The organism is Streptomyces sp. NPDC006997 (assembly GCF_040635175.1).
Classification (GTDB): Bacteria; Actinomycetota; Actinomycetes; order Streptomycetales; family Streptomycetaceae; genus Streptomyces.
In genome coordinates this window covers 1-23,819 of sequence record NZ_JBEYHH010000065.1, presented here as the reverse complement: position 1 = coordinate 23,819, position 23,819 = coordinate 1, and the positions used below count along the sequence as shown (strand labels likewise).

The 23,819-nt window shown below is 71.1% G+C and carries 31 protein-coding genes; all 31 read left to right on the top strand.

Features of this window, described 5'->3' with window-relative positions:
* Positions 1 to 150: 150 nt before the first annotated feature.
* The 31 genes from ABZ659_RS34670 to ABZ659_RS34520 all read left to right on the top strand — a co-directional run bounded on the left by ABZ659_RS34670 (position 151) and on the right by ABZ659_RS34520 (position 23,717).
* Positions 151 to 822: a hypothetical protein gene (locus tag ABZ659_RS34670; protein WP_360228590.1), complete on the top strand. Its 672-nt coding sequence runs from the start codon at positions 151 to 153 to the stop codon at positions 820 to 822.
* 126 nt (positions 823 to 948) lie between these two features.
* Positions 949 to 1,686 carry a GIY-YIG nuclease family protein gene (locus ABZ659_RS34665; protein WP_360228587.1) on the top strand — a complete coding sequence of 246 codons (738 nt, stop codon included), beginning with the start codon at positions 949 to 951 and terminating at the stop codon, positions 1,684 to 1,686.
* A 95-nt stretch (positions 1,687 to 1,781) separates the two neighbouring features.
* Complete coding sequence (locus ABZ659_RS34660; protein ID WP_360228584.1) at positions 1,782 to 2,069, top strand: helix-turn-helix domain-containing protein; 288 nt, start codon at positions 1,782 to 1,784, stop codon at positions 2,067 to 2,069.
* Positions 2,070 to 2,227: 158 nt separating this feature from the next.
* A complete protein-coding gene (locus ABZ659_RS34655; protein WP_360228582.1) occupies positions 2,228 to 2,482 on the top strand; it encodes a hypothetical protein in 255 nt (84 codons plus the stop codon).
* A gap of 12 nt (positions 2,483 to 2,494) precedes the next feature.
* The gene (locus tag ABZ659_RS34650) at positions 2,495 to 2,785 is read left to right on the top strand and encodes an HNH endonuclease (protein WP_360228579.1); all 291 of its coding nucleotides are present in this window, start codon (positions 2,495 to 2,497) and stop codon (positions 2,783 to 2,785) included.
* Positions 2,782 to 3,036: a hypothetical protein gene (locus ABZ659_RS34645; protein ID WP_360228576.1), complete on the top strand. Its 255-nt coding sequence runs from the start codon at positions 2,782 to 2,784 to the stop codon at positions 3,034 to 3,036. The genes ABZ659_RS34650 and ABZ659_RS34645 overlap by 4 nt, the downstream gene beginning before the upstream one ends.
* On the top strand, positions 3,033 to 3,404 hold the full coding sequence (locus ABZ659_RS34640) for a hypothetical protein (RefSeq protein ID WP_360228573.1): 372 nt from the start codon (positions 3,033 to 3,035) through the stop codon (positions 3,402 to 3,404). The genes ABZ659_RS34645 and ABZ659_RS34640 overlap by 4 nt, the downstream gene beginning before the upstream one ends.
* Positions 3,401 to 3,772: a hypothetical protein gene (locus ABZ659_RS34635; protein ID WP_360228570.1), complete on the top strand. Its 372-nt coding sequence runs from the start codon at positions 3,401 to 3,403 to the stop codon at positions 3,770 to 3,772. The genes ABZ659_RS34640 and ABZ659_RS34635 overlap by 4 nt, the downstream gene beginning before the upstream one ends.
* Before the next feature lie 91 nt (positions 3,773 to 3,863).
* Positions 3,864 to 4,304 (top strand): AAA family ATPase, encoded by a 441-nt coding sequence (locus ABZ659_RS34630; RefSeq protein WP_360228567.1) that lies wholly within the window; start codon positions 3,864 to 3,866, stop codon positions 4,302 to 4,304.
* Positions 4,305 to 4,600: 296 nt separating this feature from the next.
* Positions 4,601 to 4,909 carry a hypothetical protein gene (locus ABZ659_RS34625; protein ID WP_360228564.1) on the top strand — a complete coding sequence of 103 codons (309 nt, stop codon included), beginning with the start codon at positions 4,601 to 4,603 and terminating at the stop codon, positions 4,907 to 4,909.
* A gap of 29 nt (positions 4,910 to 4,938) precedes the next feature.
* Positions 4,939 to 6,459 (top strand): terminase, encoded by a 1,521-nt coding sequence (locus ABZ659_RS34620; RefSeq protein WP_360228561.1) that lies wholly within the window; start codon positions 4,939 to 4,941, stop codon positions 6,457 to 6,459.
* Positions 6,453 to 6,656: a hypothetical protein gene (locus tag ABZ659_RS34615; RefSeq protein WP_360228558.1), complete on the top strand. Its 204-nt coding sequence runs from the start codon at positions 6,453 to 6,455 to the stop codon at positions 6,654 to 6,656. The genes ABZ659_RS34620 and ABZ659_RS34615 overlap by 7 nt, the downstream gene beginning before the upstream one ends.
* Positions 6,653 to 8,059, top strand: a complete 1,407-nt coding sequence (locus tag ABZ659_RS34610; RefSeq protein WP_360228555.1) for a phage portal protein — start codon at positions 6,653 to 6,655, stop codon at positions 8,057 to 8,059. Before ABZ659_RS34615 ends, ABZ659_RS34610 begins: the two co-directional genes overlap by 4 nt.
* Positions 8,031 to 8,813: an HK97 family phage prohead protease gene (locus ABZ659_RS34605; RefSeq protein ID WP_360228552.1), complete on the top strand. Its 783-nt coding sequence runs from the start codon at positions 8,031 to 8,033 to the stop codon at positions 8,811 to 8,813. The genes ABZ659_RS34610 and ABZ659_RS34605 overlap by 29 nt, the downstream gene beginning before the upstream one ends.
* A gap of 66 nt (positions 8,814 to 8,879) precedes the next feature.
* Positions 8,880 to 10,136 carry a phage major capsid protein gene (locus ABZ659_RS34600; RefSeq protein WP_360228549.1) on the top strand — a complete coding sequence of 419 codons (1,257 nt, stop codon included), beginning with the start codon at positions 8,880 to 8,882 and terminating at the stop codon, positions 10,134 to 10,136.
* An 88-nt stretch (positions 10,137 to 10,224) separates the two neighbouring features.
* A complete protein-coding gene (locus ABZ659_RS34595; RefSeq protein ID WP_360228546.1) occupies positions 10,225 to 10,632 on the top strand; it encodes a hypothetical protein in 408 nt (135 codons plus the stop codon).
* Positions 10,632 to 11,126: a hypothetical protein gene (locus ABZ659_RS34590; RefSeq protein WP_360228543.1), complete on the top strand. Its 495-nt coding sequence runs from the start codon at positions 10,632 to 10,634 to the stop codon at positions 11,124 to 11,126. The genes ABZ659_RS34595 and ABZ659_RS34590 overlap by 1 nt, the downstream gene beginning before the upstream one ends.
* 14 nt (positions 11,127 to 11,140) lie before the next feature.
* Positions 11,141 to 11,965 (top strand): hypothetical protein, encoded by an 825-nt coding sequence (locus ABZ659_RS34585; protein WP_360228540.1) that lies wholly within the window; start codon positions 11,141 to 11,143, stop codon positions 11,963 to 11,965.
* A 21-nt stretch (positions 11,966 to 11,986) separates the two neighbouring features.
* Complete coding sequence (locus tag ABZ659_RS34580; protein ID WP_360228537.1) at positions 11,987 to 12,418, top strand: hypothetical protein; 432 nt, start codon at positions 11,987 to 11,989, stop codon at positions 12,416 to 12,418.
* 26 nt (positions 12,419 to 12,444) lie between these two features.
* Positions 12,445 to 12,591, top strand: a complete 147-nt coding sequence (locus ABZ659_RS34575) for a hypothetical protein (RefSeq protein WP_360228534.1) — start codon at positions 12,445 to 12,447, stop codon at positions 12,589 to 12,591.
* Positions 12,591 to 13,076, top strand: a complete 486-nt coding sequence (locus tag ABZ659_RS34570; protein WP_360228531.1) for a hypothetical protein — start codon at positions 12,591 to 12,593, stop codon at positions 13,074 to 13,076. The genes ABZ659_RS34575 and ABZ659_RS34570 overlap by 1 nt, the downstream gene beginning before the upstream one ends.
* 2 nt (positions 13,077 to 13,078) lie before the next feature.
* Entirely contained in the window at positions 13,079 to 13,606 is a 528-nt protein-coding gene (locus ABZ659_RS34565) for a hypothetical protein (RefSeq protein ID WP_360228528.1), read from the top strand.
* A gap of 16 nt (positions 13,607 to 13,622) precedes the next feature.
* Complete coding sequence (locus ABZ659_RS34560; RefSeq protein ID WP_360228525.1) at positions 13,623 to 14,066, top strand: hypothetical protein; 444 nt, start codon at positions 13,623 to 13,625, stop codon at positions 14,064 to 14,066.
* Between the two features lie 136 nt (positions 14,067 to 14,202).
* A complete protein-coding gene (locus ABZ659_RS34555) occupies positions 14,203 to 17,004 on the top strand; it encodes a hypothetical protein (protein ID WP_360228522.1) in 2,802 nt (933 codons plus the stop codon).
* Positions 17,005 to 17,964 carry a phage tail protein gene (locus tag ABZ659_RS34550; RefSeq protein WP_360228519.1) on the top strand — a complete coding sequence of 320 codons (960 nt, stop codon included), beginning with the start codon at positions 17,005 to 17,007 and terminating at the stop codon, positions 17,962 to 17,964.
* Between the two features lie 19 nt (positions 17,965 to 17,983).
* Positions 17,984 to 19,144: a hypothetical protein gene (locus ABZ659_RS34545; RefSeq protein ID WP_360228516.1), complete on the top strand. Its 1,161-nt coding sequence runs from the start codon at positions 17,984 to 17,986 to the stop codon at positions 19,142 to 19,144.
* Between the two features lie 6 nt (positions 19,145 to 19,150).
* Complete coding sequence (locus ABZ659_RS34540) at positions 19,151 to 20,095, top strand: hypothetical protein (RefSeq protein ID WP_360228513.1); 945 nt, start codon at positions 19,151 to 19,153, stop codon at positions 20,093 to 20,095.
* Between the two features lies 1 nt (position 20,096).
* Positions 20,097 to 21,818 carry a glycosyl hydrolase family 28-related protein gene (locus ABZ659_RS34535; RefSeq protein WP_360228510.1) on the top strand — a complete coding sequence of 574 codons (1,722 nt, stop codon included), beginning with the start codon at positions 20,097 to 20,099 and terminating at the stop codon, positions 21,816 to 21,818.
* A 73-nt stretch (positions 21,819 to 21,891) separates the two neighbouring features.
* Positions 21,892 to 23,001: a peptidoglycan-binding protein gene (locus tag ABZ659_RS34530; protein WP_360228507.1), complete on the top strand. Its 1,110-nt coding sequence runs from the start codon at positions 21,892 to 21,894 to the stop codon at positions 22,999 to 23,001.
* A gap of 12 nt (positions 23,002 to 23,013) precedes the next feature.
* Positions 23,014 to 23,355, top strand: a complete 342-nt coding sequence (locus tag ABZ659_RS34525) for a hypothetical protein (protein ID WP_360228504.1) — start codon at positions 23,014 to 23,016, stop codon at positions 23,353 to 23,355.
* A complete protein-coding gene (locus ABZ659_RS34520) occupies positions 23,352 to 23,717 on the top strand; it encodes a hypothetical protein (RefSeq protein WP_360228501.1) in 366 nt (121 codons plus the stop codon). The genes ABZ659_RS34525 and ABZ659_RS34520 overlap by 4 nt, the downstream gene beginning before the upstream one ends.
* The last annotated feature ends 102 nt before the right edge of the window (positions 23,718 to 23,819 follow it).

Sequence of the window (23,819 nt, the reverse complement as noted above, 5' to 3'; positions counted from 1 at the left end):
CGACGAGGCCCGCGAGATGGCCCAGCACTGGACCAGCGCGGCGATCTCCGCCCACATCGACGCCCGGCTGCGCACCGCCCTGGCCGAGTGGGACCACCTCACCCCCACCGACATCGAGCACCTGTTCGACATCATGCGAGAGGTCCAGCCGTGAGCAGCTGCACCGTCTGCCCGCGCGCCGCTGGGGAGGGCCTCCACGCCTGCCCCCACCACGCCGCCGAGCTGCGCGCCTGGCTCGCCGAGCTGCCGGTGCAGGCCGAGCTGCTCGCCGCGTGCGTCGCATCGTCCGCCAGCCCCGCCCAGGGACGCCGCGGCGGCGGACGCGCACACTCCCCAGCCCCCGTCGACTGGCGCGTCCTGGCCCTCCTCGGCCCCGGCCACCCCGACGCCCGCCACCCCGACGACGACGGCACCGCCCCCATCCGACCCCTCCTCGACGCCTGGGCCGGAACCATCGCCTACACCCACCCCGCCACCTACCGCGACCCCCACGGCACCGCCCACACCACCCCCTGCGAAGCCGCCCACCCCCGCCACGGCGACACCATCACCGGCTGGTGCACCTGGCTCACCGCCTACCTCCCCTACGCCCTCACCCAGGAGTGGGTGGGCGACCTGCACCACCAGGTCGGCGACCTCGTCCACCGCGCCCGCGCCATCACCGGCCACCACCCCCACCGCCGCCCGTACACCGCCGCGCCCTGCCCCCAGTGCCGGGCGTACGGCCTGGTCGCCGTCGACGGCCAGCCCGGCCTCCTCTGCGACACCTGCGGCCACCACCTCCCACACCCCCCGACCCCCGAGAGGACCCCCGCCTCATGAGCCGCACCCCCCGCCGCCGCACCCCCGGGCCACTGTCAGACCCTCACGGAATCATGGAAATCGAACGCCCTGGCGACGGCTGTCCTCCGCCCCAGGGCACGACCGATCCGTGAAGGGAAGACCGGCATGGCGGAACCTACCGTGCGCTGCGCCTGCGGCAGAACCATGACCCCCGACGCACCCCGAGGCCGCGGCCACTACCGCTGCGGCTGCGGCCACCGCGTCCACGTCACCATCCCCGCCCCCCGCGGCCCCCGATGCGTCGCCTCCCACCGCAGCGGCCCCTGCCGCCTCCCCCCGGTCATCACCGAACCCCTGCCCCTGTGCGACGACCACTTCACCTCCACCGGCCTGCGCCGCTACGCGAGCTGGTGGACACAACCGGAGGGCGAACTCGCCACCCTCATCGCCGTCGAACGCACCCGCCTCCAACTGGAGGCCATGGACGATCCGAACCTCCTCGACCACTGGACACGCGAAGCCGCCGAGCGGGACAGGCGACTCCAGCAGCTCCGCACCCCCGAAGGCCGCCAGCAGGCCCGTCAGCAAGCCGACCAGGAAGCCCACGGCGTCGTCTACTTCGTCCGCTCCGGCACCGCCGTCAAGATCGGCAAGACCCTCCACCTCGCCCAGCGGATGCGGGACATCAACGCCCCCGAAGCCGAACTCCTCGCCACCGAACCCGGATACACCCGCCGCGAACGCGAACTCCACCGCACCTTCGCCCGCTACCGCCTCAACGGCGAATGGTTCCGCCTCACCACCCCCCTCATCGCCTACATCAGCAACCTGCGCGAGCCCCACCCCCGACCGGCCGCCCCACCTGCACAAACCAACATCGACAACCCCGCACACACGCTGTAACGTCAAAACAGCAGCTACCCCCTGCCCAAAAACACCCCAGGCCCCGCGCACACCACCCCGCGCGGGGCCTGCCCCATACCCGCCCGGAGGTGACCATGCCTCCCACCACACCGAAGTTCCCCAACCCGCCCCTCGACGAAATCCGGCCCGGCACCCTCCTCACCGTCGCCCAGGCCGCCGCCCACTTCGGCGTCCAGCCCGGCACCATCCGCCAATGGGCCCACCGAGGCAAGATCACCCACATCCCCCTCCCCGGCAAAGGCCCCCGCCTCTACCACCTCCGCCCCCTCGCCCAAGCCGAACGCGACGCCTGGGAAAACGGCGCCGACCGAGCCAAACGCGGCGGCCGACACCCCGACTTCAAACCCGGCACCACCCCCTGACCCCCGCTGCCCGGCGGGCGGCGAGCCCCCGCAGGCGCCCCAACGCCGCGGCACGGCCGGGCAGCGGGATCACGTCACAGAACAGCCACGCCCCCACACGCCCCATGCGCAGCGCGCCATGATGCCTGCGTACCCGCGTCGATGTCCTTGGGGGGACCGTGAGCGACTACAAAGCCATCCAGACCGCCGTGCGCGTCGAGAAGCTGCGCATCTGGTTCGCCTGGGTCTGCGGCAACATCATCCTGCTGATCATCGCCAACGCGACCAAGGACATCCACATCGTCAGCGTCATCACCCAGGCCCTGCTCGTGCTTGGCTTCCTCGCGCTGACCTTCGCCCTCTTCCGGATGACGGGAGCGCTCAACCGCAGGGCACTCGCTGCCCGCCGTGAGGTCCTCGGCGACGACCTGTGAGGTGGTGCGCCCGTGGCCGGTAACCCCCGCAACGGGCGCCCCTACCGCCGCCTCTGCGCCCAGCAACGCGCCCTTGGCCTCCCCTGCTGGTGGTGCGGCGGCGAGATCGCCTACTGGATCACCGGCCCCGAGGCAGGCAAGCACCCGCTCGCCTTCACCCTCGACCACGCCACGCCGCTGTCACGCGGCGGTGGCCTCCTCGACCCCGCCAACGCCCGCAGCGCACACCGCCGCTGCAACAGCGCCCGCGGCAACCGCACCACCACCGCCCAACCGCAGACCCGCGCGTCTAGGAGGTGGTGACCATGGTCGACCTCGGCCCCCTCGACAGCAACGACCCCCGCGCCCGCCTGCTCCGCCACCAGCCACCCCCACCACGCTGGTACGAGTACAGCCACACCGCCACCGGCGCCGAATACTGGCTGCGCTTCCTCATCGGCGAACCCCGCGAGTTCGCCTACGTCGTACCGCGCCGCCTCGCCTGCCGCCTCCTCGGCCGACACAACGTCACTTGCCGGGGACGACGAGACCACCCGAGGGGAGCGCGGTCATGATCGAGCGCCTACAGTTCGCTCGCCGCTTCGTCGTCTGCCGGGACGACCAGCCAGACATCCACGGAGTCCAGTTCCCCTCCGGGCGCTGCCTGTTCGACATGCCCGACGTCGGCCTCGGAGCCGCCACGTCCGTCGAGCACGTCACCGACGAGCCGCACACCGTCCACTGGCCAGACGAGACGAGCGTCTTACGCCCAGGAGATGCGCTCCTCGTACGCCTGCGGAGCGACGCACCGGCGGTTCAGCAGCAGACGGTCGCCGACCGGCTCAGGAACAGGCTGCCCAACGTCGATGTCATGGTGATCGCCGCCGAGGGCATCCACGTCTACCGGCCCGACACGCCAGACGGAGAGGGACAGCGACAGTGAGGGACACAGAGCAGGACTACGGAGCGCAACGCACCTACCAGCAACGCTGCGCCCAGGTCCACGCATACGAGTGGGCCAGCCGTGCCACCGTCGAGTACAACCTGGCCATCAAGCACGAGGACGACGCCCGCGCCCGCCAGGACCGTGACCACGCGTACCAGCGCGAGCGGATGGCCGAGGAGCGGCGCCAGGCTCAGTTCCACGGCGTACGGTCCACCGAAGCCCTGAAACTCGCCACCATGTGGGCCCACGTCGCCCAGGCCCTCGCCGACGGTGAGCTACCCTTCACGAACGTGGTGGAGGTCCGCGGCTCACACGACGAGGTCAGCCTCACTGACAGCCTCGCCAACCCGAACATCGCCGGATGACACCATGCCCCGTCCCCGCCGACGGCACCGAGCTACCGGACCGCTGCTGTGGGTGCGTTGGTGCAGTGTGCTGCAACTGCGGTGAAGCCCCATGCTGTACGTGATCACTGGGCCACCGGCCGGGGGCAAGAGCACGTGGATACAGGCGCACGCTACGCGCCGTGACATCGTCATCGACATGGACCGCATCGCCTCGGCGCTCACCGGCCCGGGCGCACCGGCCTGGAACCAGGACCCGATCGTGCAGCGCGTCGCGCAGCGTGCGCGGTTCGCCGCCATCGACGAGGCCGTCAAGCACCTCGACGACGTCGACGTCTACCTGATCCACACCATGCCCGGGACCAAGGCACTGGCCCGCTACCGCAGGCTCGGCGCGCGCATCGTCGTCGTCGACCCCGGCGAAGACGTGGTGCGTGAGCGGGTGGCGGCCATGCGGTCGGCGGGCATGGACCGGGTGGTCACCCGCTGGTACAGCCAGTACAGGCGGCGCGGGTCGCACCGTGTGACTGCCCAGGCGTCACGGGACTGGTGACCGCCCGCCACGGCGATGCGAGCGTGACGAATCACCGCGAAACGATCACTGATCGAGCACGGTGAGCGACGTCGTCGCGCCGAGGGGCGGGAGAGTGGGTTCAAAGTTCAGGAAGCAGGCGGGCGACCCAAAAGCCCTTGTCGCCCGGATCTCTCCCCGCGTCGACGGTCCTTAATCCACCGAACCGAGGACCAGCGAATTAGTGACACTCTGTCGCCATCCATTCGGTTACGTACCGTTACTTCCCCCCTGTAACGTTGCGTAACTTTCTGTCTGGTTACGGGGGGTGATGTCCGATGGGTGATGCTCCCAAGCGGCGCCTGCGCCGGGGTGCCGTCGCCGCGGCGACCACCGCCCAGCTCGCCGACCTCGGCATGGACCCGGCCGCCCACGCCATGGCCGCGGCCGCGCTGCGCCTGGCCGCTGAGGTCGACTCGGCCCCCGACCCCAAGGCGGCTGCGACCGCCGCCCGCGAACTGCGGCAGGCCATGGCCGTGGTCGTCGCGGCCGCGCCCCCGAAGGAACGCGGAGACAAGATTGACGAGATAACCGCGCGCCGTGAGCAGCGGCTCTCCCCTCCGGCCCGTAAGGGTGGTGCGGGGTGATCGGCTGCCAGACGCCGCGGATTCTGTCCGTGCCCTGGCGCAAGTACCACCACACCGGCCGCTGGGACGGCACCGAGGACCAGGCTGCGCTCGACTTCCGCTCGCCCGCCGGGCAGGAATGCGTCGAACTCGCCGAGGACTCCGGCCTGTTCCTGGACCCGTGGCAGCAGCTCTCCCTGCACCACAGCCTCGCCGAGGACGACGAGGGCCGGTGGGCCTCCCTCGACGTCGTCCTGAACGTCGCCCGGCAGAACGGCAAGGGCGGATTCCTCGAGGCCCGCCAGCTCGGCGAGGTGATCCTGTTCGGCGGGAAGCTCGTCATCCACACCGCCCACCAGTTCAACACCGCCCAGGAATCGTTCTTGCGCCTGGACCAGGTCATCGAAGGGTCCTACGCCCTCAGCCGCCGCGTGAAGCGCGTACGCCGCTCCCACGGCGAGGAGGGGTTCGAGTTCTTCAACGGGGCGCGCATCCGCTTCCTGGCCCGCGGCGGGGACTCCGGCCGCGGGTTCTCCGGCGACCTGGTCCTGATGGACGAGGCGATGAAACTGCGGGCGGCCCCGATCGGCGCCCTGATGCCCGTGCTGTCCGCCCGGCATAACCCCCAGCTGGTGTTCACCGGAAGCGCAGGCCTGGGCGACGAGAGCGAGCAGCTGGCGCTGCTGCGTGCCCGGGCGCTGGCGGAGGGTGCCCCCGACCCGTCGCTGACGTACCTCGAGTTCTCCATCGACCACCACACGAAGGAGTGCCCGACCGACGCCGAGGGCCACATCGTCTGCGAGCAGCACGACAACCGCGGTGACGAGCGGTCCTTTGCCCGGGCCAACCCGGCGCTGGGCATCCGCATCCGCACGGCGTACGTGCTGCAGGAGATGCGCGCGATGCGGGCGGACCTGTTCGACCGTGAGCGGCTCGGTGTGGGCGACTACCCCGAGGTCACGGACGAGACGTGGCAGGTCATCAGTAAGACCGTGTGGGAGGCCTGCGAGGACCCGTCATCGCGCCCCATGGACCCGGTCGCGTTCTCCATCGAGACGACGCCCGAGCGGACGTGGACGGCTATCTCAGTGGCCGGTGGCTCCGGGGACGGCGTGCATGTTGAGACCGTGGCGCACCGGCCCGGTACGGACTGGGTCGTCGACTGGGTCCTCGAGCGCGACCAGCGGTGGATGCCGTGCGCGTGGGTCATCGACGAGGGCGGCCCGGCGGGTTCGCTGGCGCCGCTCCTGCGCAAGGCCTTGAAGTACGAGGACGACCCCACCCGCGAGGACCGCTCTGAGCTGGTGGTTTCTCCCAAGGTGCGGCAGCTGACGCAGGCCTGCGGGCAGTTCCAGGACCGGGTCACCGAGGGCACGCTGCGTCACCTCGGTCAGGCGCCGATGGCGGCTGCACTCGCTGGCGCCAAGAAACGGGAGGTCGGCGACGCATGGCTGTGGGCGCGCAGGAGCGACGGCGTGGACGTCAGTCCGCTGGTGTCCGGGACGTACGCGGTGTGGGGCTGGGAGACGTACCACGACGCCGAGCAGGAAGGGCCGCCGAACGTATGGTGAAGATCGCGAGGCCGACGCAGGGGCAGCTGCTGCTTGCGGCCGAGGTCGCGTTCGTCGTCCTGTTCCTGGCCGGGGTGGCGATGCTGCACGTGCCCGCTGCGCTGATGCTGGGCGGGGTGCTGGGGGTTGTGGCCGTGGAACGCGAGATGGCCCGCCTGGTGCCCGTACGGCCGCGTCGACGGGGGGCTGAGGGATGAGCCTGTTCGGTCTGTTCGAGCGGCGCAGCCTGGAGAACCCGGCGCTGCCCCTGACCGCTGAGGCGGTGGCCGACTACCTCGGCGCGGTGCCCAACGAGTCGGGGACGTCGGTCACGGAGCGGACGTCGCTGCACATGCCTGCCGTGTGGCGGTCGGTGGGGCTGATCGCCTCGGTGTCCGCACACCTGCCGCTGCACACCTACGTGCAGGGCACCAGGGACCGGGCCAAGGCGCCACTGCTGGCCGACCCGCATCCGGAGATGACCCCGCTGGAGCTGTGGCGGTTGCAGTACGTGCACCGCGTGCTGTGGGGCAACGGCTACCTGCAGAAGGTCCGCAACCGGGCCGGTGTCGTCACCGAGCTGTGGCCGCTCATGCCGGACCGCGTGCGGGCAGGGAAGGTGAAGCCCGACGCGATGCTCCCCAGCGGGAAGGTGTTCGAGGTCACCGACGACTGGGGCGTCCAGCACGCCATGACGTCACGGGAGGTCCTGCACTTCCCCGGCCTCGGCTACGACGGCGTCACCGGCTGCTCACCGGTCCGGCTGGCCGCTGAGGGCATCGGCCTGGCCCAGTCCGCAGAGAAGACCGCGGCCCGCCTGTTCGGCAAGGGCAACATCATGGCCGGGGTGCTGCAGACCGAGCAGCGCCTCCAGCCGGACCAGGCCGACGCGCTGAAGAAGCGATGGGCCGCGAAGATGGGCGGCTGGCGCAACAGCCAGGAGATCGCCGTACTCGACTCGGGCGCCACCTTCCAGACGGTGACCATGCCGTACAAGGACGCGCAGTTCCTCGAGTCGCGCGAGTTCCAGAACACCGAGATCGCACGCATGTTCGGCGTGCCGCTGTTCCTGCTCATGGAGACCGCCAAGTCGACGTCGTGGGGGACGGGCCTTGAGCAGCAGGCAGGGGCCTGGGTGGTGTTCGACCTCGGCCCGACATGGCTGGCGCCGACCGAACAGCGCATCACCAAGGAACTGCTGCCCACCAGCCAGTACGCCAAGTACGGCGTGCAGGGACTGCTGCGCGGCGACAGCACCGCCAGGGCGACGTTCTACCGGGCGATGCGCGACGTCGGCGCCTTCGCCGCGGACGACATCCGCGGATTCGAGGACCTCCCGCCGCTGCCCGCGGGCAAGGGCGGTGACGTCTACCTCCAGCCCACCTACATGGCGCCGCTCGGCGTCAACCCGCTCGCCCCGGACGCGCCGCCCTCGGCGCGCGCCCGCGACACCGTCCGGCTGCTGGCGGCCAACCAGCAGCTGCCCGCGGCCGTGCGCGCGGCCGCGCTGCTCGCCGAGGCTCAGCGGCTGCTCACCGTGGGCGAGGAGCCCGACCCGACCGAACCCGACACCGAGCCGGAGGAAGGCACCGATGAGGACCCTGACGAGGACAACGACTGAGGAGCGCCGCCGCCTGCCGCTGTCCACGGCAGGCCTCTCCATTCGCGCCACCGGCGACGGAGCGGAGCGGTTCATCGGCTACGCCGCCAAGTTCAACTCCCGGACCAGCATCGGCAACCCGCTGCGCTGGGGGTTCTATGAGGAGATCGCCGAGGGCGCGTTCACCAAGACCATCGACGAGGGCGACAGCCGGTTCCTGATCGACCACGACAGCTACTACGTGGTGTCCCGGGTATCCGCTGGCACCCTCGAGCTGGCCGAGGACTCCAAGGGGCTGCCCGTCGACTCCGCCCTCGACCCGGCCCTGTCGTACGTGAACGACCTCAAGGCCAACGTACGGAACGGCAACATCACCGGCATGAGCTTCGGCTTCCAGGTCGTCAAGGACGACTGGCAGCTGATCGACGTCGAGACCAAGAACGGTGACACGGTGCAGGCCGAGCTGCGGATCCTGCGCGAGGTCAAATTGTTCGAGGTATCGGCTGTCACCTTCCCCGCGTACGACGACACCGAGGCAGGCCTGCGCGCCGTCGCGGCCGCCCTCGTACACCGCGGCGACAGCGCCGCGATCGAGCAGCGGGCGCAGTACCGCCCCGAGTTGCTCGAGCTGCTGCCGACGATCGACCGCGAGCCGGGTGAGTCCACTCGCGGCACCGACACCGACGCCGAGCCGGTCACTGCCACTCGGCTGTCACGGTCCTCGGTCGACCGCAGGATGCAGGCCCTGGCCGCACGCTACCGGCTGGCCCGCTGACCCACCCGACCCCGCCACCCCCGGCCCCGAGCCGGGTGGTCGGCACACCCTGAGAGGGGAGCAACCATGCCCACCGAGACTCTGGCCAGGCGGCAGCGCCTGGTCGACGAGCAGAACACGCTCTGGCACCGGATGCAGGAGATCATGCAGGCGGCCGAGGGCGAGAACCGCGACCTGACGGCCGACGAGCGGAGCAACTGGGACCAGGCCGAGACCCGGCTGACCGAGGTATCCGGCGACCTTGAGCGCCTCGAGCGCATGGCCCAGCTGTCCACCGTCGACCGCGACCAGATCGTCACGACCAGCGACCGCGGCGACGACCCCGACGCCGAACACGCACGCTACGCCGAGGCGTTCGGCCTGTACCTGCGGTACGGGATGGACGGCCTGCAGACCGAGCAGCGGCAGCTGCTCCAGGGCGGGTTCAACCGGCTGTCCTCGGACGCGCGGGCCATGGGCACCACCCCGGACACCGCGGGCGGCTACCTGGTGCCGGAGACGTTCCGCAACGCGATGACCGAGACGATGCGGGCCTACGGCGGCCTGCTGAACATCTGCCAGGTCATCACCACCGCGGACGGCGGTGACCTGTCGTGGCCGACCAACGACGACACGAACAACGAGGGCGCGCTGCTCTCGGAGAACCAGCAGGTTCCCGAGCAGGACCTGAACGTCGGCCGCCGTGAACTGGGCGCCTACATCTTCACGTCCAAGCTGGTGAAGCTGTCGTGGAAGCTGATGCGTGACAGCGCGTTCGACGTCGAGTCGTGGCTGCCGCGCAAGCTGGGTGAGCGCATCGGCCGCGCGACCGCGGGCTACCTCATCACCGGCAGCGGCGTGAAGCAGCCCGAGGGCCTCATCACCCAGGTCCGCACCGGCACGACCGGGGCGGCCGGGCAGACCACCTCCGTCATCTACGACGACCTGGTGGACCTGGAGCACAGCATCGATCCCGCGTACCGCGGGCAGAGCTGCCGGTGGCTGATGCACGACCAGACCCTCAAGGTCCTGCGGAAGCTGAAGGACGGCGACGGCCGGCCGCTGTGGGTGCCGGTGCCGGCACCCGGCTTCGCCGCCACCCTGAACGGCTACCCGTACACGATCGACAACAAGATGCCGACCCCGGCCGCCTCGGCGAAGACGATCGTCTTCGGTGACTTCAACGCCGGGTACGTCGTGCGCCAGGTCCAGGGCGTGACCACGATCCGCCTCAACGAGCGGTACGCCGACTACCTCCAGTCCGGGTTCTTCGGCTACGCCGAGCTGGACGGCATGGTCGACGACCCCTCGGCGATCGCCGCGTACGAGCACGCCGCCGCCTGACCGGCGCCCGCCCGGGGCCGCTCACCCTGTGCTGCGGCCCCGGGCGCCCTCACGCCCCGACATTGCTCCCCTTGGGAGGGACCCACCCATGCACCCCAACCCGTATGACAACGCGCTGGTGCAGCGGACGCTGGCACCGGCTGCGCGCACCGCGACAGCGGACGGCACGACCGTGGACCGTGCCGCCAGCGGCGCCCGCTTCCAGGACGCCCTGGTCGTCATCGACACCGGTGTGGTCACGGACGGCACGCACACCTTCACCGTGCAGGAGTCGGACGACGGCGCCACCTGGGCGGCCGTCGCGGACGCCGACCTCCAGGGCGCCGAGCCCGAGATCACCTCGGCGAACGACGACGCGGTCTACGAGATCGGCTACCTCGGCGCGGCCCGCTACCTGCGCGTGGCCGTGACCGTCGCGGGTGCGGCCACCGGCGGGATCTACGCCGCGTCGGTCGTACTGTCCAACCCGCGCCGTAGCCCGGTGGACCGCACCTGATGGCCACGATCCGCATACTGCAGGCCATCGGAGGCCTGGACTTCTCGTGGCAGCCGGGGGACCTGGTCGACCTGGACGACGACACGGCCACCAAGTGGGCCGACGGCGTCCGGGCTGAGCTGGCCGACCAGGACCCGCCGTCTGTCCCCACGGTCAACGGCCCCCCGCCGCCCGGCGATCACGTCCCGCCTGCGGCGACCGACCCCGACAACCCCAACGCCACCAGCGACCAGGACGACGAGGACGACGCCGTCATGTTCAACCCGGCCGACCACAACGTCAGCGACGTCCTCGCCTACCTCGACGGCGTCGGTGAGGAGGAAGCCATGCGCGTGCTGCAGGTGGAAGAGGCTGCCGAGCAGCCCCGTAAGGGCATCGTCGGCCAGCGCGGCTCGATCCTCGAACGCGCGCAGGTCAACGACCAGACCCATATGGAGCGGACCGCGGAGACGTCCCGAGGCGGCGGCCGCGGCGACGTCATCGAGACTCGCTGAGCAGGGGGTGAGCCGTGCCGTTCGACCTGGGCGTCACCGCACGCCTAACCGCCGACTGCCGGGATCCGGGCGGCACCCTCACCAACGCCGACACCGCAGTGGTCACCATCACCTTGCCGGACGGCACCACCGCCACCCCGGCCGTGACCAACCCGCCTGAGCAGACCGGCAGGTACTACGCCGACTACGTCACCGCCGTGCCCGGCCGTCACACCGTGCGGTGGACGTTCACCGGCCCGGTGCACGCATCCACCGACGTCCTCGACGTCCGGCCCGAGCAGGCTCCCGCGATCCTGTCTCTGCGGGACGCCAAGCAGCACCTGAACCTCACCAGCACCCATGAGGACGACGAGGTCACGTTCTGGAACAACGCCACCGCCACCGCGGTGGAATACTTCACCGGCCCGGTCGTCATCCGCACGGTGGTGGAGGACCACGCCGTCGGGGCGGTCCAGGCACTTGCCCTGCGACGGCCGCCGGTGCTCGAGGTCACAGCCGTGGAGCCGCTCTTGGACGGCGGCACCTCGTACGACCCTGGCCAGCTGAACGTGGACGCCGCAGTCGGCATCGTCAGCCGCAAGGACGGCGGCCTGCTGCGCGGGCCGCTGCGCACCACCTACCGCGCCGGGCGCCTGACCGTGGCCGAGAACATCAGCGGCGCCGCCCGCATCATCCTGCAGCACCTGTGGGCCACCCAGCGGCCCACCCGCGGCGGTGCCCTGCCCGGCGCCCGCGACGACTTCAGCGTCACCGAGCCCATCCCCGGCCTCGGCTACGCGATCCCCAACCGGGCTGTGCAGCTGCTCAACCCGGACGACCAAGGACCAGGACTGGCGTAGATGGACTCCCGAATCCCCCAAGTGATCGAGGCCCTCGTCGGGCTGGGAAGGACCGACCCCGCGCTTGAGGGCGTACGGGTGACGGACGGCCCCGAGGTATCCGACACCGCAGCTGAGGACTGGCTGATCGTCGGCTACAGCGGCGACCCCAACGGCGACGTGGAGGCGGCTCAGTCGGTCACGCAGTTCGTCGGCCTCGGTACCCGCCGCGAAGAGGAGTTCCAGGTCACTGTGGCTGCGATCTCCAACCGAGGAGACGACGACATCGTGGCGGCCCGCGCGCGGGTCTACGCCATCGGCGCCCAGGTGATCGCGTGGCTGCACGCCAGCCCGACTCTCGGCCTCGCCGAGCTTGAGGCTGGCGTCGGCGCCACACGCCTGATTCAGGAACAGACGACCCAGGGCGCTTCGGCCGGGCTGCTGATGACCGTGACCGGCCGTGGATTCATCTGACGAGAGGAGCGCGTGCAGTGGTGCGGATGAAGCACGACGGCGTGGAACAGGAGATCGAGGTCCCGGAGGTCTCGGTCCGGCATCACGAGCGGGCGGGCTGGGTCGTCGTGGACGGCCAGCCCCACACGGCGGCCGCGGCGACGGGCCGTCGGCGAGAAGGAGATGAGAGCTGATGGCGACTCCGATCCAGGCGTCCACCCGGTACTACCGGCGGGGCATCACCCGCGTGCTGTGGGTCCCCACGATCGCGAACAAGAACGCCCCCACCCGGTCCGAGCTGGACGCGGGTACAGCGCTGGAGGCCGAGACCGGCGCGATGGCGGGCTGGCAGACCACCTCCGGGACCGTGCCGACCCCGGCGCTCGGCTCGCGGTTCACGCCGGTCGTCGGCGGTGAGATCACCGCGTCCGACAGCTCGCTGACGTTCTGGGCGTCCAAGACGGCGGACGACGTCCGCACCCTCCTGGTGCGCGAGGCCACCGGGTTCATCGTGTGGATGGACGAGGGCGACGTCCCCACCCAAACCATGGACGTGTACCCGGTGACGGTCACGTCCCAGGCCAAAGTGCGGGAGCTGGACCAGGCGGCGCAGATCATGTGCCAGTTCGCGATCACGTCCGAGCCCGCCGAGAACGTCGACATTCCCGCCACGGTCTGACCATGGCCCGCAGTGTGCAGGTCCTGGGGACGGGCCAGCTGGTGGACCTCTCCCGCCGTCTGCGTACGGCGGGTGGTCCACGGCTCAGGCAGAACATGGCCCGCCGTGTCCGCCGCGCCGCCGAGCCCCTGCACCGCGAACTGCAGGACGCGGTGCTGACGATGCGTCTGCAGTCGGAGGGACGCAAGCGCGGCCGCGACGGCGGCACCCCGCGCGGGGGACCGTCGCCCACGACGCGCCCCTTCCGGCAGATGCTCGCCGGTGGTGTCCGGCTGTCGGTGCGCACGACGAGCAGTCCAGGCGCACGCGTCTGGATCGACCGCAGCCGCATTGAGCCGCAGGCCCGCAACGTCCTGAACCAGATCAACCAGGACGGCCGCCTGCGGCACCCCGTGTTCGCCAACCGGCGCCGCTGGGTGAACCAGCGGTCCGAGGCCGGATGGTGGTCGCGCCGGGTACAGGCCGGACTTCCGCGGATGCGCGCCGAAGTCGAACGAGTCCTCGGCGATGTGCGCCGCGACCTTCAGTGAAACGAGGAACACACCCGTGATCATCACCCACGTGCAGGACGACGGCACCGAGCGCCGGGTGTCCACCGACGACCTGTCGGCGCTCGAGGCCGCCGCCATCGAGGAGGCCATGGGCGACGTCCCATGGCGGGGCATCGAGATGCGCCTTCAGGCACAGGACCCCACCGCCATGCGCGCCGTGCTGTGGGCGTTCCAGCGCCGCGAGCAGCCCGACCTCGAGTTCGCGACGTTCGACGTCCCCGGCTGGCGGCGCCGCCTCCGTGCCCGGCTGGAGCGCCCCGAGATCGACGAGGCCCTCACCAACGTCATGCGCGAGGCACTCGCCAAGTCGGAGGACTCGACGATCGACGTGCTCACCCCGCATCTGCGGAAGCTGGCGCAGGACCCCGGCGACGTCGACGCCGCGCTCGATGCCCTGGGAAAAGGCCACTTGGCGCGCCGCAAGGACTCCGCGGCCTGATCAGCGAGTGGCGGTGGCTGCTCGCGCACTACCTGCACATCCGCCCCTGGGAGATCCGCCAGCTGTCCGTCGACGAGCTGGAGGACGCCGTGGCCTGGATCCAGCGGCACATCGCCGCACGGTGAGGAGGTGACCCATGCCGGAGCGCTTGACGTTCACCCTCGCCGGGCGGGATGAGCTGTCGCGGGTGATGAACGGCACCGCGGACAGCGCGGACCGGCTGCGGCTGCGGCTGGCCGGGATCACGACGGACGCCGACGGCAACCTGAGGGATCTCCAGGGGCGGTTCCTGTCGCTGGCCGACGCGCAGCAGCTCGTCGACGACCGCACGGCGATCGTGCGTCGGAGCATGGGCACGCTGTCGGACGAGACCAGCAAGCTGGGCGAGTCCCTCAAGGCCAACCTGATCAGCCTGCTGCCTGCGGCGATCCCGGCGGCCGCGGGCCTGGCCAGCTCGGCGGCCGCGGTCGCCGGGCAGCTCGGCGCCGTCACCCTCGCCGCAGGCGCCTACGCCCTCGCGCTCGGCCCGCAGATCTCCGCGATCGGCGAGGCGACCGACGCACAGCAGAAGTGGGACGACGCCGTCGCCGAGCACGGCGCCGCCTCGCAGCAAGCACTCAAGGCCGAAGCGGAGTACCAGCGCCAGCTGGAGAAACTCCCTCCCGCCACGCGGGAGGCGGCCGTCGCGGTCGGCCTGCTCAAGGACAACTACCAGGAGTGGTCGGACTCCCTCGCCGGTGACGTGATGGCGCCCTTCACTAAGGGCATCGCCGTCACCAACGCGCTGCTGCCCACGACCACCGGCCTGGTCAAGGGGGCCAGCACTCAGTTCGACCGGCTGATCACCCTCGCTGGCGGCGCGATCTCCACGCCCGGGTTCGACGCACTCACCGGCAAGGTGACAGCGTTCTCCGAACGGACGATGCGCAACGCCGTCGACGAGCTGACCGAGTTCCTCGCCAAGGCCGAGGCGGGGGAGCTGGACGACAGCAGCCTCAGCCGGTGGATGGACTACGCCGCGGCGAACGGGCCGCTGGTCTGGGACACCCTGGAGAACGTCGCCGACGCCCTCCTCAACGTCCTCGAAGCGGGCAGCGACGTGGGCGTGGGGATGCTCGAGGTCGTCAACGTCCTGACCGACGTCGTGGCCGCAGTCCCGCCCGAGGCCATCACCGCGTTCCTCCAGCTGGCCATCGCCATCAAGGCCGTCAAGCTCGCCGCGGTCGGCACCGGCGCCGCACGCGCGGCGATCGCCGCCCTCGGCGTCCAGATCGGCGCCATGCGAGCGTCGGCGGCCGGTGCGCCCGGGCCGATGCGCGCCACCGGCGCAGCCATCACCGGCCTGTCCCGCACCGCCAAGCTGGCCATGGCGGGCACCGGGCTAGGACTACTCCTCATCGGACTCGACGCCCTGTCGTCCAAGAGCCAAAAGCCCAGGCCCGACGTCGACGCGCTGGCGACGTCGATCACTGAACTGGGCCGGTCCGGCAAGCTGAGCGGCGAAGCTGTGCGCGTCTACGGCGACGATCTCTCAGGACTGGCGGAGAGCATCCAACGGGTGGTCGACCCGGAGGGCCTGGACCAGGTCCAGCAGTTCCTGACCAGCCTGATCGGCATGGACTCGACCCCGGTCAAGAACTCCAAGGACGAGATCAACGCGCTTGACGAGGCGTTGGCCGGACTCGTGTCGAACGGGCAGGCAGGCCTGGCGGCCGCCGGTCTGGACGAGATCATCACCAAGCTCGAGGAACAGGGGACGACGTCCGAGGAGGTACGCGGGCAGCTCGACGCGTACAAGGCCGCGCTGGCTGGTCAGGCTCTGGAACAGAAGTTGGCCGCCGAGAGCATGGGGCTGTTCGGTGCCCAGTCACAGAAAGTGCAGGCCCGGCTGGACGAGCAGCGGGCCAGCGCCGACGGGCTGAGGCAGAGCATCCAGGCGTTGAACGACGTCAACCGGCAAGGCCTTTCGGGGATGATCGGGTTCGAGGCCGCGATCGACGCAGCCAGCAAGGCCGCCCAGGAGAACGCGGGCGTCCTCGACATGCAGGGCGGGCGGCTGGTCCTCAACACCGAGAAGCAGCGCGCCGCGGCGACGTCGCTGAACGACCTCGCCGCGAAGACCGACGAGGCGACGGCGAGCGCGCGGGAGTCGGGGGCGTCGTGGGAGGAGGTCAACGGGATCTATGAGCGCGGCCGCCAGCAGCTGATCAAGAACGCCATGCAGATGGGCCTCAACCGCACCGAGGCCAAGGCCCTGGCGGACCAGATCCTCAAGACCCCGGACAAGACCGCGAAGCTGCGCGGCAACATGGAAGACCTCCAGACCAAGCTGGACCGGGCCAAGGCGCGGCTGAAGAGTGTGCCCGACTCCCGCAAAGCACAAGTGCGGGCGGAGATCAGCCAGCTGGAACGGCAGATCGAGGCGGCCCGCCGCAAGCTCGACGGCATCGACGGGAAGACGGCGACCACCTACGTGGTGACGAACTACCTGGTACAGGGCGCCACCGGGGAGGCCCGCAACCGCAACAAGAGGAGGCCAGGCAGCTACGCCCAGGGCGGCCCGATCCGCGGCTACGCCGACGGCGGTCCCCTGCCCAGTTACCCGGACGGCGGACTGCTGCGCGGGCCGGGCACCCCGACGTCGGACTCGATCCTGCTGTGGGGGTCGACCGGTGAGTACATGGTCAAGGCGGCGGCGGTCGAGCGGTACGGGCAGCGGCTGTTCGACGACCTCAACGCGCTGAGGCTGCCGGTGGGCCGTCCGGCGCCGCGGCCCGGGATGCCCGCCGCATCCGTGGCCAGCTCGCGGGCGTCACGCGACGAGCGGCCGTCGGTGTCGTACAACGTCTACCCCCGGTCGTCGGTGATCGATGCGGAGGACCTGCGGCTGTTGCAGCGGCAGGAGGAAGCGCGGCAGCGCGTGGGGAGGCCCCGGTAAATGCCCCTGGTCACAGCAGCGGACGTCACCTCGCCCGAGCTGGAGCCGATCTCCATCCCGGAGATCGGCTACGCGTCGATCACCTACGTCGACCCGGTCGGTGGCCGGTGGCCGATGACCAACCTTGCCGGGGACTGGTACACGCTCGCTGAGGGCGTGTCCGGGCTGGGGGCAGCGCCGTACGCGCTGACGTCGGACCCGCACCCCCGCGGGGGTGAACGGCTGCGGCACGTGCAGCCGCTGGCCCGCAACATCGTGTGGCCGGTCCTGGTCAAGGGCAGCGACCACATGGCGTTCACCCGGAACTGGCGTGCGGTCGCGACGGCGTTCACACGGACGCTGCGGCCGAAGGAGGGCCCGGGGCGGCTGGAGGTCGCGCGGCCGGACGGCTCGATGCGGTGGATCAGCGTGTACTACCGGGAGGGCTACGACGGCCGCGGGCAGACCGCGACCGGTATCACCTGGGACTCGGCGACGCTGACCCTGTGGTGCGAGGATCCGTACTGGGTGGACTCCCAGGCCGTCACCGTGCACCGGGAGCAGGGCGTCGGGGAGGACTTCCTTCAGCCGTACCCGTCGGTGTCGTCCTCGCAGGTCCTCGGCGCCACGGTGGTGAACAACCCGGGCGACACGATCGTCTGGCCGACCTGGACGATCACCGGCCCGGCGAGCCTGGTGACCTTCACCAGGACCGACACAGACGAGTCCTTCGTGTTGGACCCCAACGCTCCGGCCATCGGGCACGGCAATCTCCTCGCGGGTGAGCAGGTCATCGTCCGCACCGATCCGCCGCAGATCCGCTACCAGAACGGTGACAACTGGGTCGGCGCCCTGAACTGGCCGGACGCCACCTTGTGGGGGCTGGATCCCGGCGACACCGCGGTGACGTTCCAGCTCGACGGCTCCGGCCCTGGCAGCGCCGTGGACCTGACGTTCAACCCCCGGTACGAGACCGCCTGAGCAGTGAGGAGGTGGACGCGTGGCGATCCAGCTCCTGGTCACCGATGAGGACCTGGCCGTGCTCGGCGACCCGCTCTCTGGCTGGACCAACCTCGACGTGACGATCAGGTTCAACGAGCCCGCGAGCGGGTTCGTCGACCTGCCCGCCCGGGCGGACGTCATCGAGCAGCTCCAGCCCGGCCACCGCCTGGTCGTCATCCGCGACAAAGCGATCTGGTGCGCGGGCCCTCTGGAGATCCCACAGGATTTCGCCTGGGGGATCGGCGAGAACGGCGAGGCGCCGCCGGGCCGGGTGCGGGTGAACTTCACTGACGACCTCGGACGGATCGCCGGATACATCACCTGGCCCGACCCGGCAGCCGCGTGGACGGCGCAGCCCGCCCACACCTACCGCCTGTTCCACAGCACCAACACGGAGACGACTGTGCGAACGGTCGTCGACGAGACGTGCGGGCCGGGCGCGCTGGCGGCGCGGCAGATCCCCCACCTCGTCCTGGACCCGGCGGCCGGGATCGGCGCGACGTGGTCGGCGAAGACGCGGTTCGAGCCGGTGCTGGCGTTCTGCCGCCGGGTGTCCGTGTGGGGCGGCATGGGGTTCCGCACCCGGCAGGTCGGTGACGAGATTCGGTTCGGCTGCTACCAGCCCGCCGACCTCACCGCCACCGCCCGATTCAGTGCGGGCCTGGGCAACCTGCGCGCCCTCACCTACAAGCTCAGCGCGCCGACCGGCACCCACGCCCTGGTCGCCGGGACGGAGACCGAGGGCAGCCCGACCCGCACGTTCGTGGAGCGCGCCAACGCCGCGGCCGCCGCCGACTGGTGGCGGGTGGAGAAGTACATCGACGGCGGCGCCGACACCGACGCCGACGGCGAACTCACCGCCGACGGCGACGCCGCGCTCGCCGAGGACGGCCCGACGGTCGAGCTGGCGACCGTGACGGTCGACACCGAGGACCTCCGCGCAGGCGTCCACTACGGCCTCGGCGACCGCGTGACCGTGGCTCTGCCGACCGGGCTGGAGATCGCCGAGGTCGTGCGGTCCATCCACCTCCAGGCCACCCCGACCACCGGCGAGTACGTGACCAGCCTGATCGGCTCCGCCGAGGCGACATCGGATCCGCAGGTCCTGAAGCAGCTGCACGCCCTGAGCCGACGACTCGGCCGACTGGAAACGAGGTAGGTAGAGATGGCGCAGGCGTCCTGGCCGTCCCCCGGCCACAACACACGCAACGTCACCGACGCCGAGTATGAGGAGCTGGCTGCCCGGTTCAGTGATGACGGCGTGTACGGAACCCCCGCCGACACCGCGGTGGTCACGCCCGGAGTAGGCCTGTCGGTCAACATCCGCGCGGACGTCTTCGCGTCCGTCCGTGGCCACGCGTGGATGTGCGACAGCACGGGCGACACCCTGCCCATCAGCGCCAACGCGTCTGGGTCGACCCGGGTCGACCTGGTGGTGCTGCGCCTCGACCGCTCGGACTGGACTGTGCGCGCTGTCGTCCGCGAGGGCACACCCGGGTCTGGTGCTCCCACGCTCGTGCAAGACGAGGGCGACACCGGGCTGTACGAGATCCCGCTCGCCCGGGTCACTCTCCTGACCGGGGCGTCCTCGGTGACGGTGGCCCGGACCGAGCAGTACGTGGGCAGCCGCTGCCGTCCGTGCACCTCGACCACCCGCAACCCCAACCCGGTCATCGGCGAGCACTGCTACGAGACCGACACCGACCGGGTGCGCGTCTGGACCGGCAGTGCCTGGAAGATCGTCTACTCACACTCTGGTCTGGTCGACATCGACTCGCCCGTATCGGTGTGGAGCGTCCAGGTGGGCAGCGTGCTGGAGGAGAAGAACGGCAACGTGCACCTGAGACTCGGCACATTCCAGCGGACGGGCGGCACCCTCGAAAACACCACGCCCAGCCGCTTGCCGGTACTCATCCCCGCCGAGTACCGGCACCCCACTCGGGACCAGTTCGGGCTCGTCTACATCACCGGCCTCGACATCGGCCGGATCACCATCTACGCGGGCAACAACAGCGACACCCCGGGGCAGGTGTGGCTGACGAACAAACCCTCAATCGCCACCGGCACCGTAGTGGCCCCTGCGTCCGGGCTCAGCTGGGTGGTGAACTGACATGGCCAGACTTCAGTACGGCCGGGGCATGGCCGACTACGTGATCCGGCCGACTGACGGCCTGTGGAGCGTCGGCGCCGGGGTGACCGTGACGTTCTGGGACGCGGCGGACGGTGGCAGCCAGTACACCGATCTCCTCGACGCCGAGGGCAGCCCGGTGAGCGAGATGGTGACGGACGCGACAGGGGCTCTCCCGTCGTTCTCCGGCCCGGACTCCATCACCGGCATGTGGGCGGACGCGGGCGGGACTTCCCGCGCGTGGATCGCGGCCCGAGACGCAGGCACCGGGAGCGCCGGTGGCCCTCCCGGATCGGTGCGGGACTGGCTCAACGTCCGCGACTACGGCGCCCAGGGCGACAACGTGGCCGACGACACCGCGGCGATTCAGGCCGCGCTGGCCGCGTGCCCGATGGGCGGCATCGTCTACCTGCCCGCAGGCGCCTACCGCACCAGCGCCCCGCTGACGATCCCGCCCGCGGTCACGCTGATGGGCACGCACGCCAACCTGATGACGGTGCCCAACCTGACGGATCCGCCCTGCTACCTCAGACCGCTGCCCGGATTCGTCGGCGACGCGGTGATCAAGTTCCTCGACGAGATCGACGGCGGCTACTCCACGATCTCGGCTGAGCAGCGCATCCTGCGCGTGATGATCGACGGGGTGGACCTCGCGACCCCGGGCATCGACGGCATCCGTGCCGCGGGCAACATCCAGAACGTGGGCCTCCGGGACGTGACGATCCGCAGGGTCACCGGCGCGGGCGTGCACACGGAGGTCAACGCCGGGTCCTTCCCGTACTCGTGGCGCCTGCACCGTGTCATGGTCGACAACGCCGGATGGCACGGCTTCGCCCTGGACGTGATGACGGACGTCACCCTGGTGGACTGCCAGGCGATCGGCTGTGGTGGCAACGGGTTCGAGATCGCCAACGCCGCGAACTCCCAGTTGCTCGGCAGCCGGGCCGAGTGGAACGACGGCGACGGCATCCACATCACCGGTGACTGGGCGACCGGTACGGGCAGCGGCGGGATGCTGGTCGGTGACTGCTCGACGGACCGCAACGGCCACAACGGCGTCCTGGTCGACGCGACCGGCAACCCGCCGATCCAGATCGAGAACCTGCATACCCGCCGCGACGGCCGCAACGGCGGGGCGGGCGGTGGCGACTACGCGGGCCTCGCCTGCACCGGCGCCACGGTCCCGGTCCTCGTCGGCATGGTCACCTGCTACCCCGGCACCGACGACGACGGAAGCCAGGCCAACTCGCCCCAGTACGGGGCCCGGTTCACCGGCTGCACTTACGTGTCCGTGGGCTGCGGTTTCCTGCACGCAGACGCCGCGGGCTGGTCCGACGGCGGCGGCAACACCGTCCTTCGCCGCGGGCTGAACGTCGCCGAGCGCAGCGGTGGTACCGCTGCGCCCGTGGACGCGTTCGCACCGCCGACCGACGTCGCCGGGGACCTCCACGTCGGCGGCGGCATCGCGATCGCCGAGGGCGCCAACGCCCGCATGGGGGTCAGCACTCTGGCAGGCGGGACGGTCACCGTCGCCAACACGACGGTCACCGCGGACACTCGTGTCGCCCTGTTCCGCCAGGCGGCGGGCGGCGCCCTCGGGCACCTGTCCGTCACCACCGACCCGGGCGTCGGATTCACCGTCGACTCAAGCAGCGCGACCGACACCTCGACCGTGGCCTGGGTCCTGTTCGAGCCGTCGGCGTAGCCGACCAGCCCCCGACCCCCTGCCCCGGCGCCGCCTGGCTCCGGGGCCTCTCTATGCCCCGCTAGGAGGCCCGATGCAGCTCATCACCCGGTCCGCGTGGGGTGCCCGACCACCCCGCTACGACCTCGCCTACATCGCCCGCACGGACGGCGTGAAGATCCACTACGAGGGCACGTACGTGCCCAAGAGCCTGGCGGCCGAGGCCGCGCACAGCACGTGTGCGGGGCGGGTGCGGGACATCCAGGCCGCCCACCTCGCCAACAGGGCCGAGAACTACTCGGACATCGCCTACAACGCGCTCGTCTGCCCGCACGGCGCGGTGTTCGAGGGGCGCGGCCTGCACCGCAAGACCGGCGCCAACGGCAACAGCGCGTTGAACTCGGCGCATTATGCGGTGTGCGCGATGCTCGGCGCGTCCGGCCTGGTCGTGCCGACGGACGCGATGCTGGACGGCCTGGTCGACGCGATCGGCTGGCTGCGCACCGGCGGCGCCGCGGGCGCCGAGGTCCGCGGGCACCGCGACGGCTACGCGACCGCCTGCCCGGGGGAGCCGCTGTACGGGTGGGTGCGGGCGGGTGCGGTGCGGCCGGACGGGGACCGGCCGCAGGGCGACACAGGCGGTACGCCGGTGCCGAGTGGCGGGGGTGTGGCCCGCTACCGGGTCACGATCAACGGGCTGGAGTACGGGTACGGGGCCGAGGGCGCGCACGTCACCGCGGTGGGCGAGGCCCTCGTCGACGGCGGGTTCGGCCGCCACTACCGGGTCGGGCCCGGGCCGCGCTGGTCGGACGCCGACACCCGCAACTATCAGCTGTTCCAGCTGGCGATGGGCTACACGGGGACGGCGCCGCACCAGGACGCCGACGGCGTGCCGGGCCCGGTGAGTCTGCACCAGCTGCTCGGCAAGCTGCCCGGCAAGAAGAGGACGGCCGCCGTGCCGCCGTTCCCGGGCCGGTCGGCGTTCGTCCTCGGCCGCAGCAACCCTGCTGTCGTCACGCTCGACGGGGGGCTGATCCGGCGCGGGTTCACCCGGCACCACGACGGCGACGGCTACCAGCCCGGGCCGCAGTTCACGACGCACACGAAGGCGAACGTGGCCGATTTCCAGCGCGCCACCCCCGCGCTCGCCGGTGACCCGGACGGCTACCCGGGTCCGCTCACCTGGCGCCTCCTCCTCTCCTGATAGGGCCCGACCATGCAGAGCAACAGCCTGTTCATCAGCACCATGCGCACCTTCGTTCCGGTGGGAGTGGGCCTCGCCTTGTCCCTGACGGGGCGGCTCGGTATCCCGGTCGACAGCGAGGACGCCGCCCTGGTCGTGCTCGCCCTCCTGGTGAGCGCCTACTACCTCGTCTTCCGCGGCCTTGAGTGGCTGGCCGAACGGCTCGCCTGGCGGCCCCTCCAGGTGGCGGCCGGGATGCTGCTCGGCTGGGCCCGGCCGCCCGCGTACGGGTCACGTCCGGGCGAGGAGCTGAGCCCTCAGGACCTGGCGGCACTGAGGCGCCGGGCGTACGGCGGTGGTGAGGAGCCGAGATGACGGCAACGGAGATCGGGCAGAGCACCGGGGTGCCCGCGGTGGACCAGTTGGTGCTCTGGAGTGTGGCCCTGGTGGCGATCGCCGGACTGGTGACGCTGGCCGTCCGGGTGATCCGCATCGTGCGCCGGGCTGCCGCCAGGGTGGACGAGTTCGTCGATGACTGGCAGGGCGTGCCGTCGCGGCCGGGGGTGCCGGAGCGGCCGGGGGTGATGACGCGTCTGGGCCGGATCGAGGGCCGGATCACCTCGATGGAGCATGAGCTGCGGCCGAACTCCGGGCACAGCCTCAGGGATGCGGTGGACCGGGTCGACCGGCGTACGCGGACCCTGGCTCCCGACACCCCAGACACCCCCGACACCTGACCAAGAGGCCCCCACCGCCGCGGCGGTGGGGGCCTTTCGCCGTGCCCAGGGCATTGACGGCCGCCGTACCCTGGCCTCACCGGCACCGGCGCCCAAGGGGGT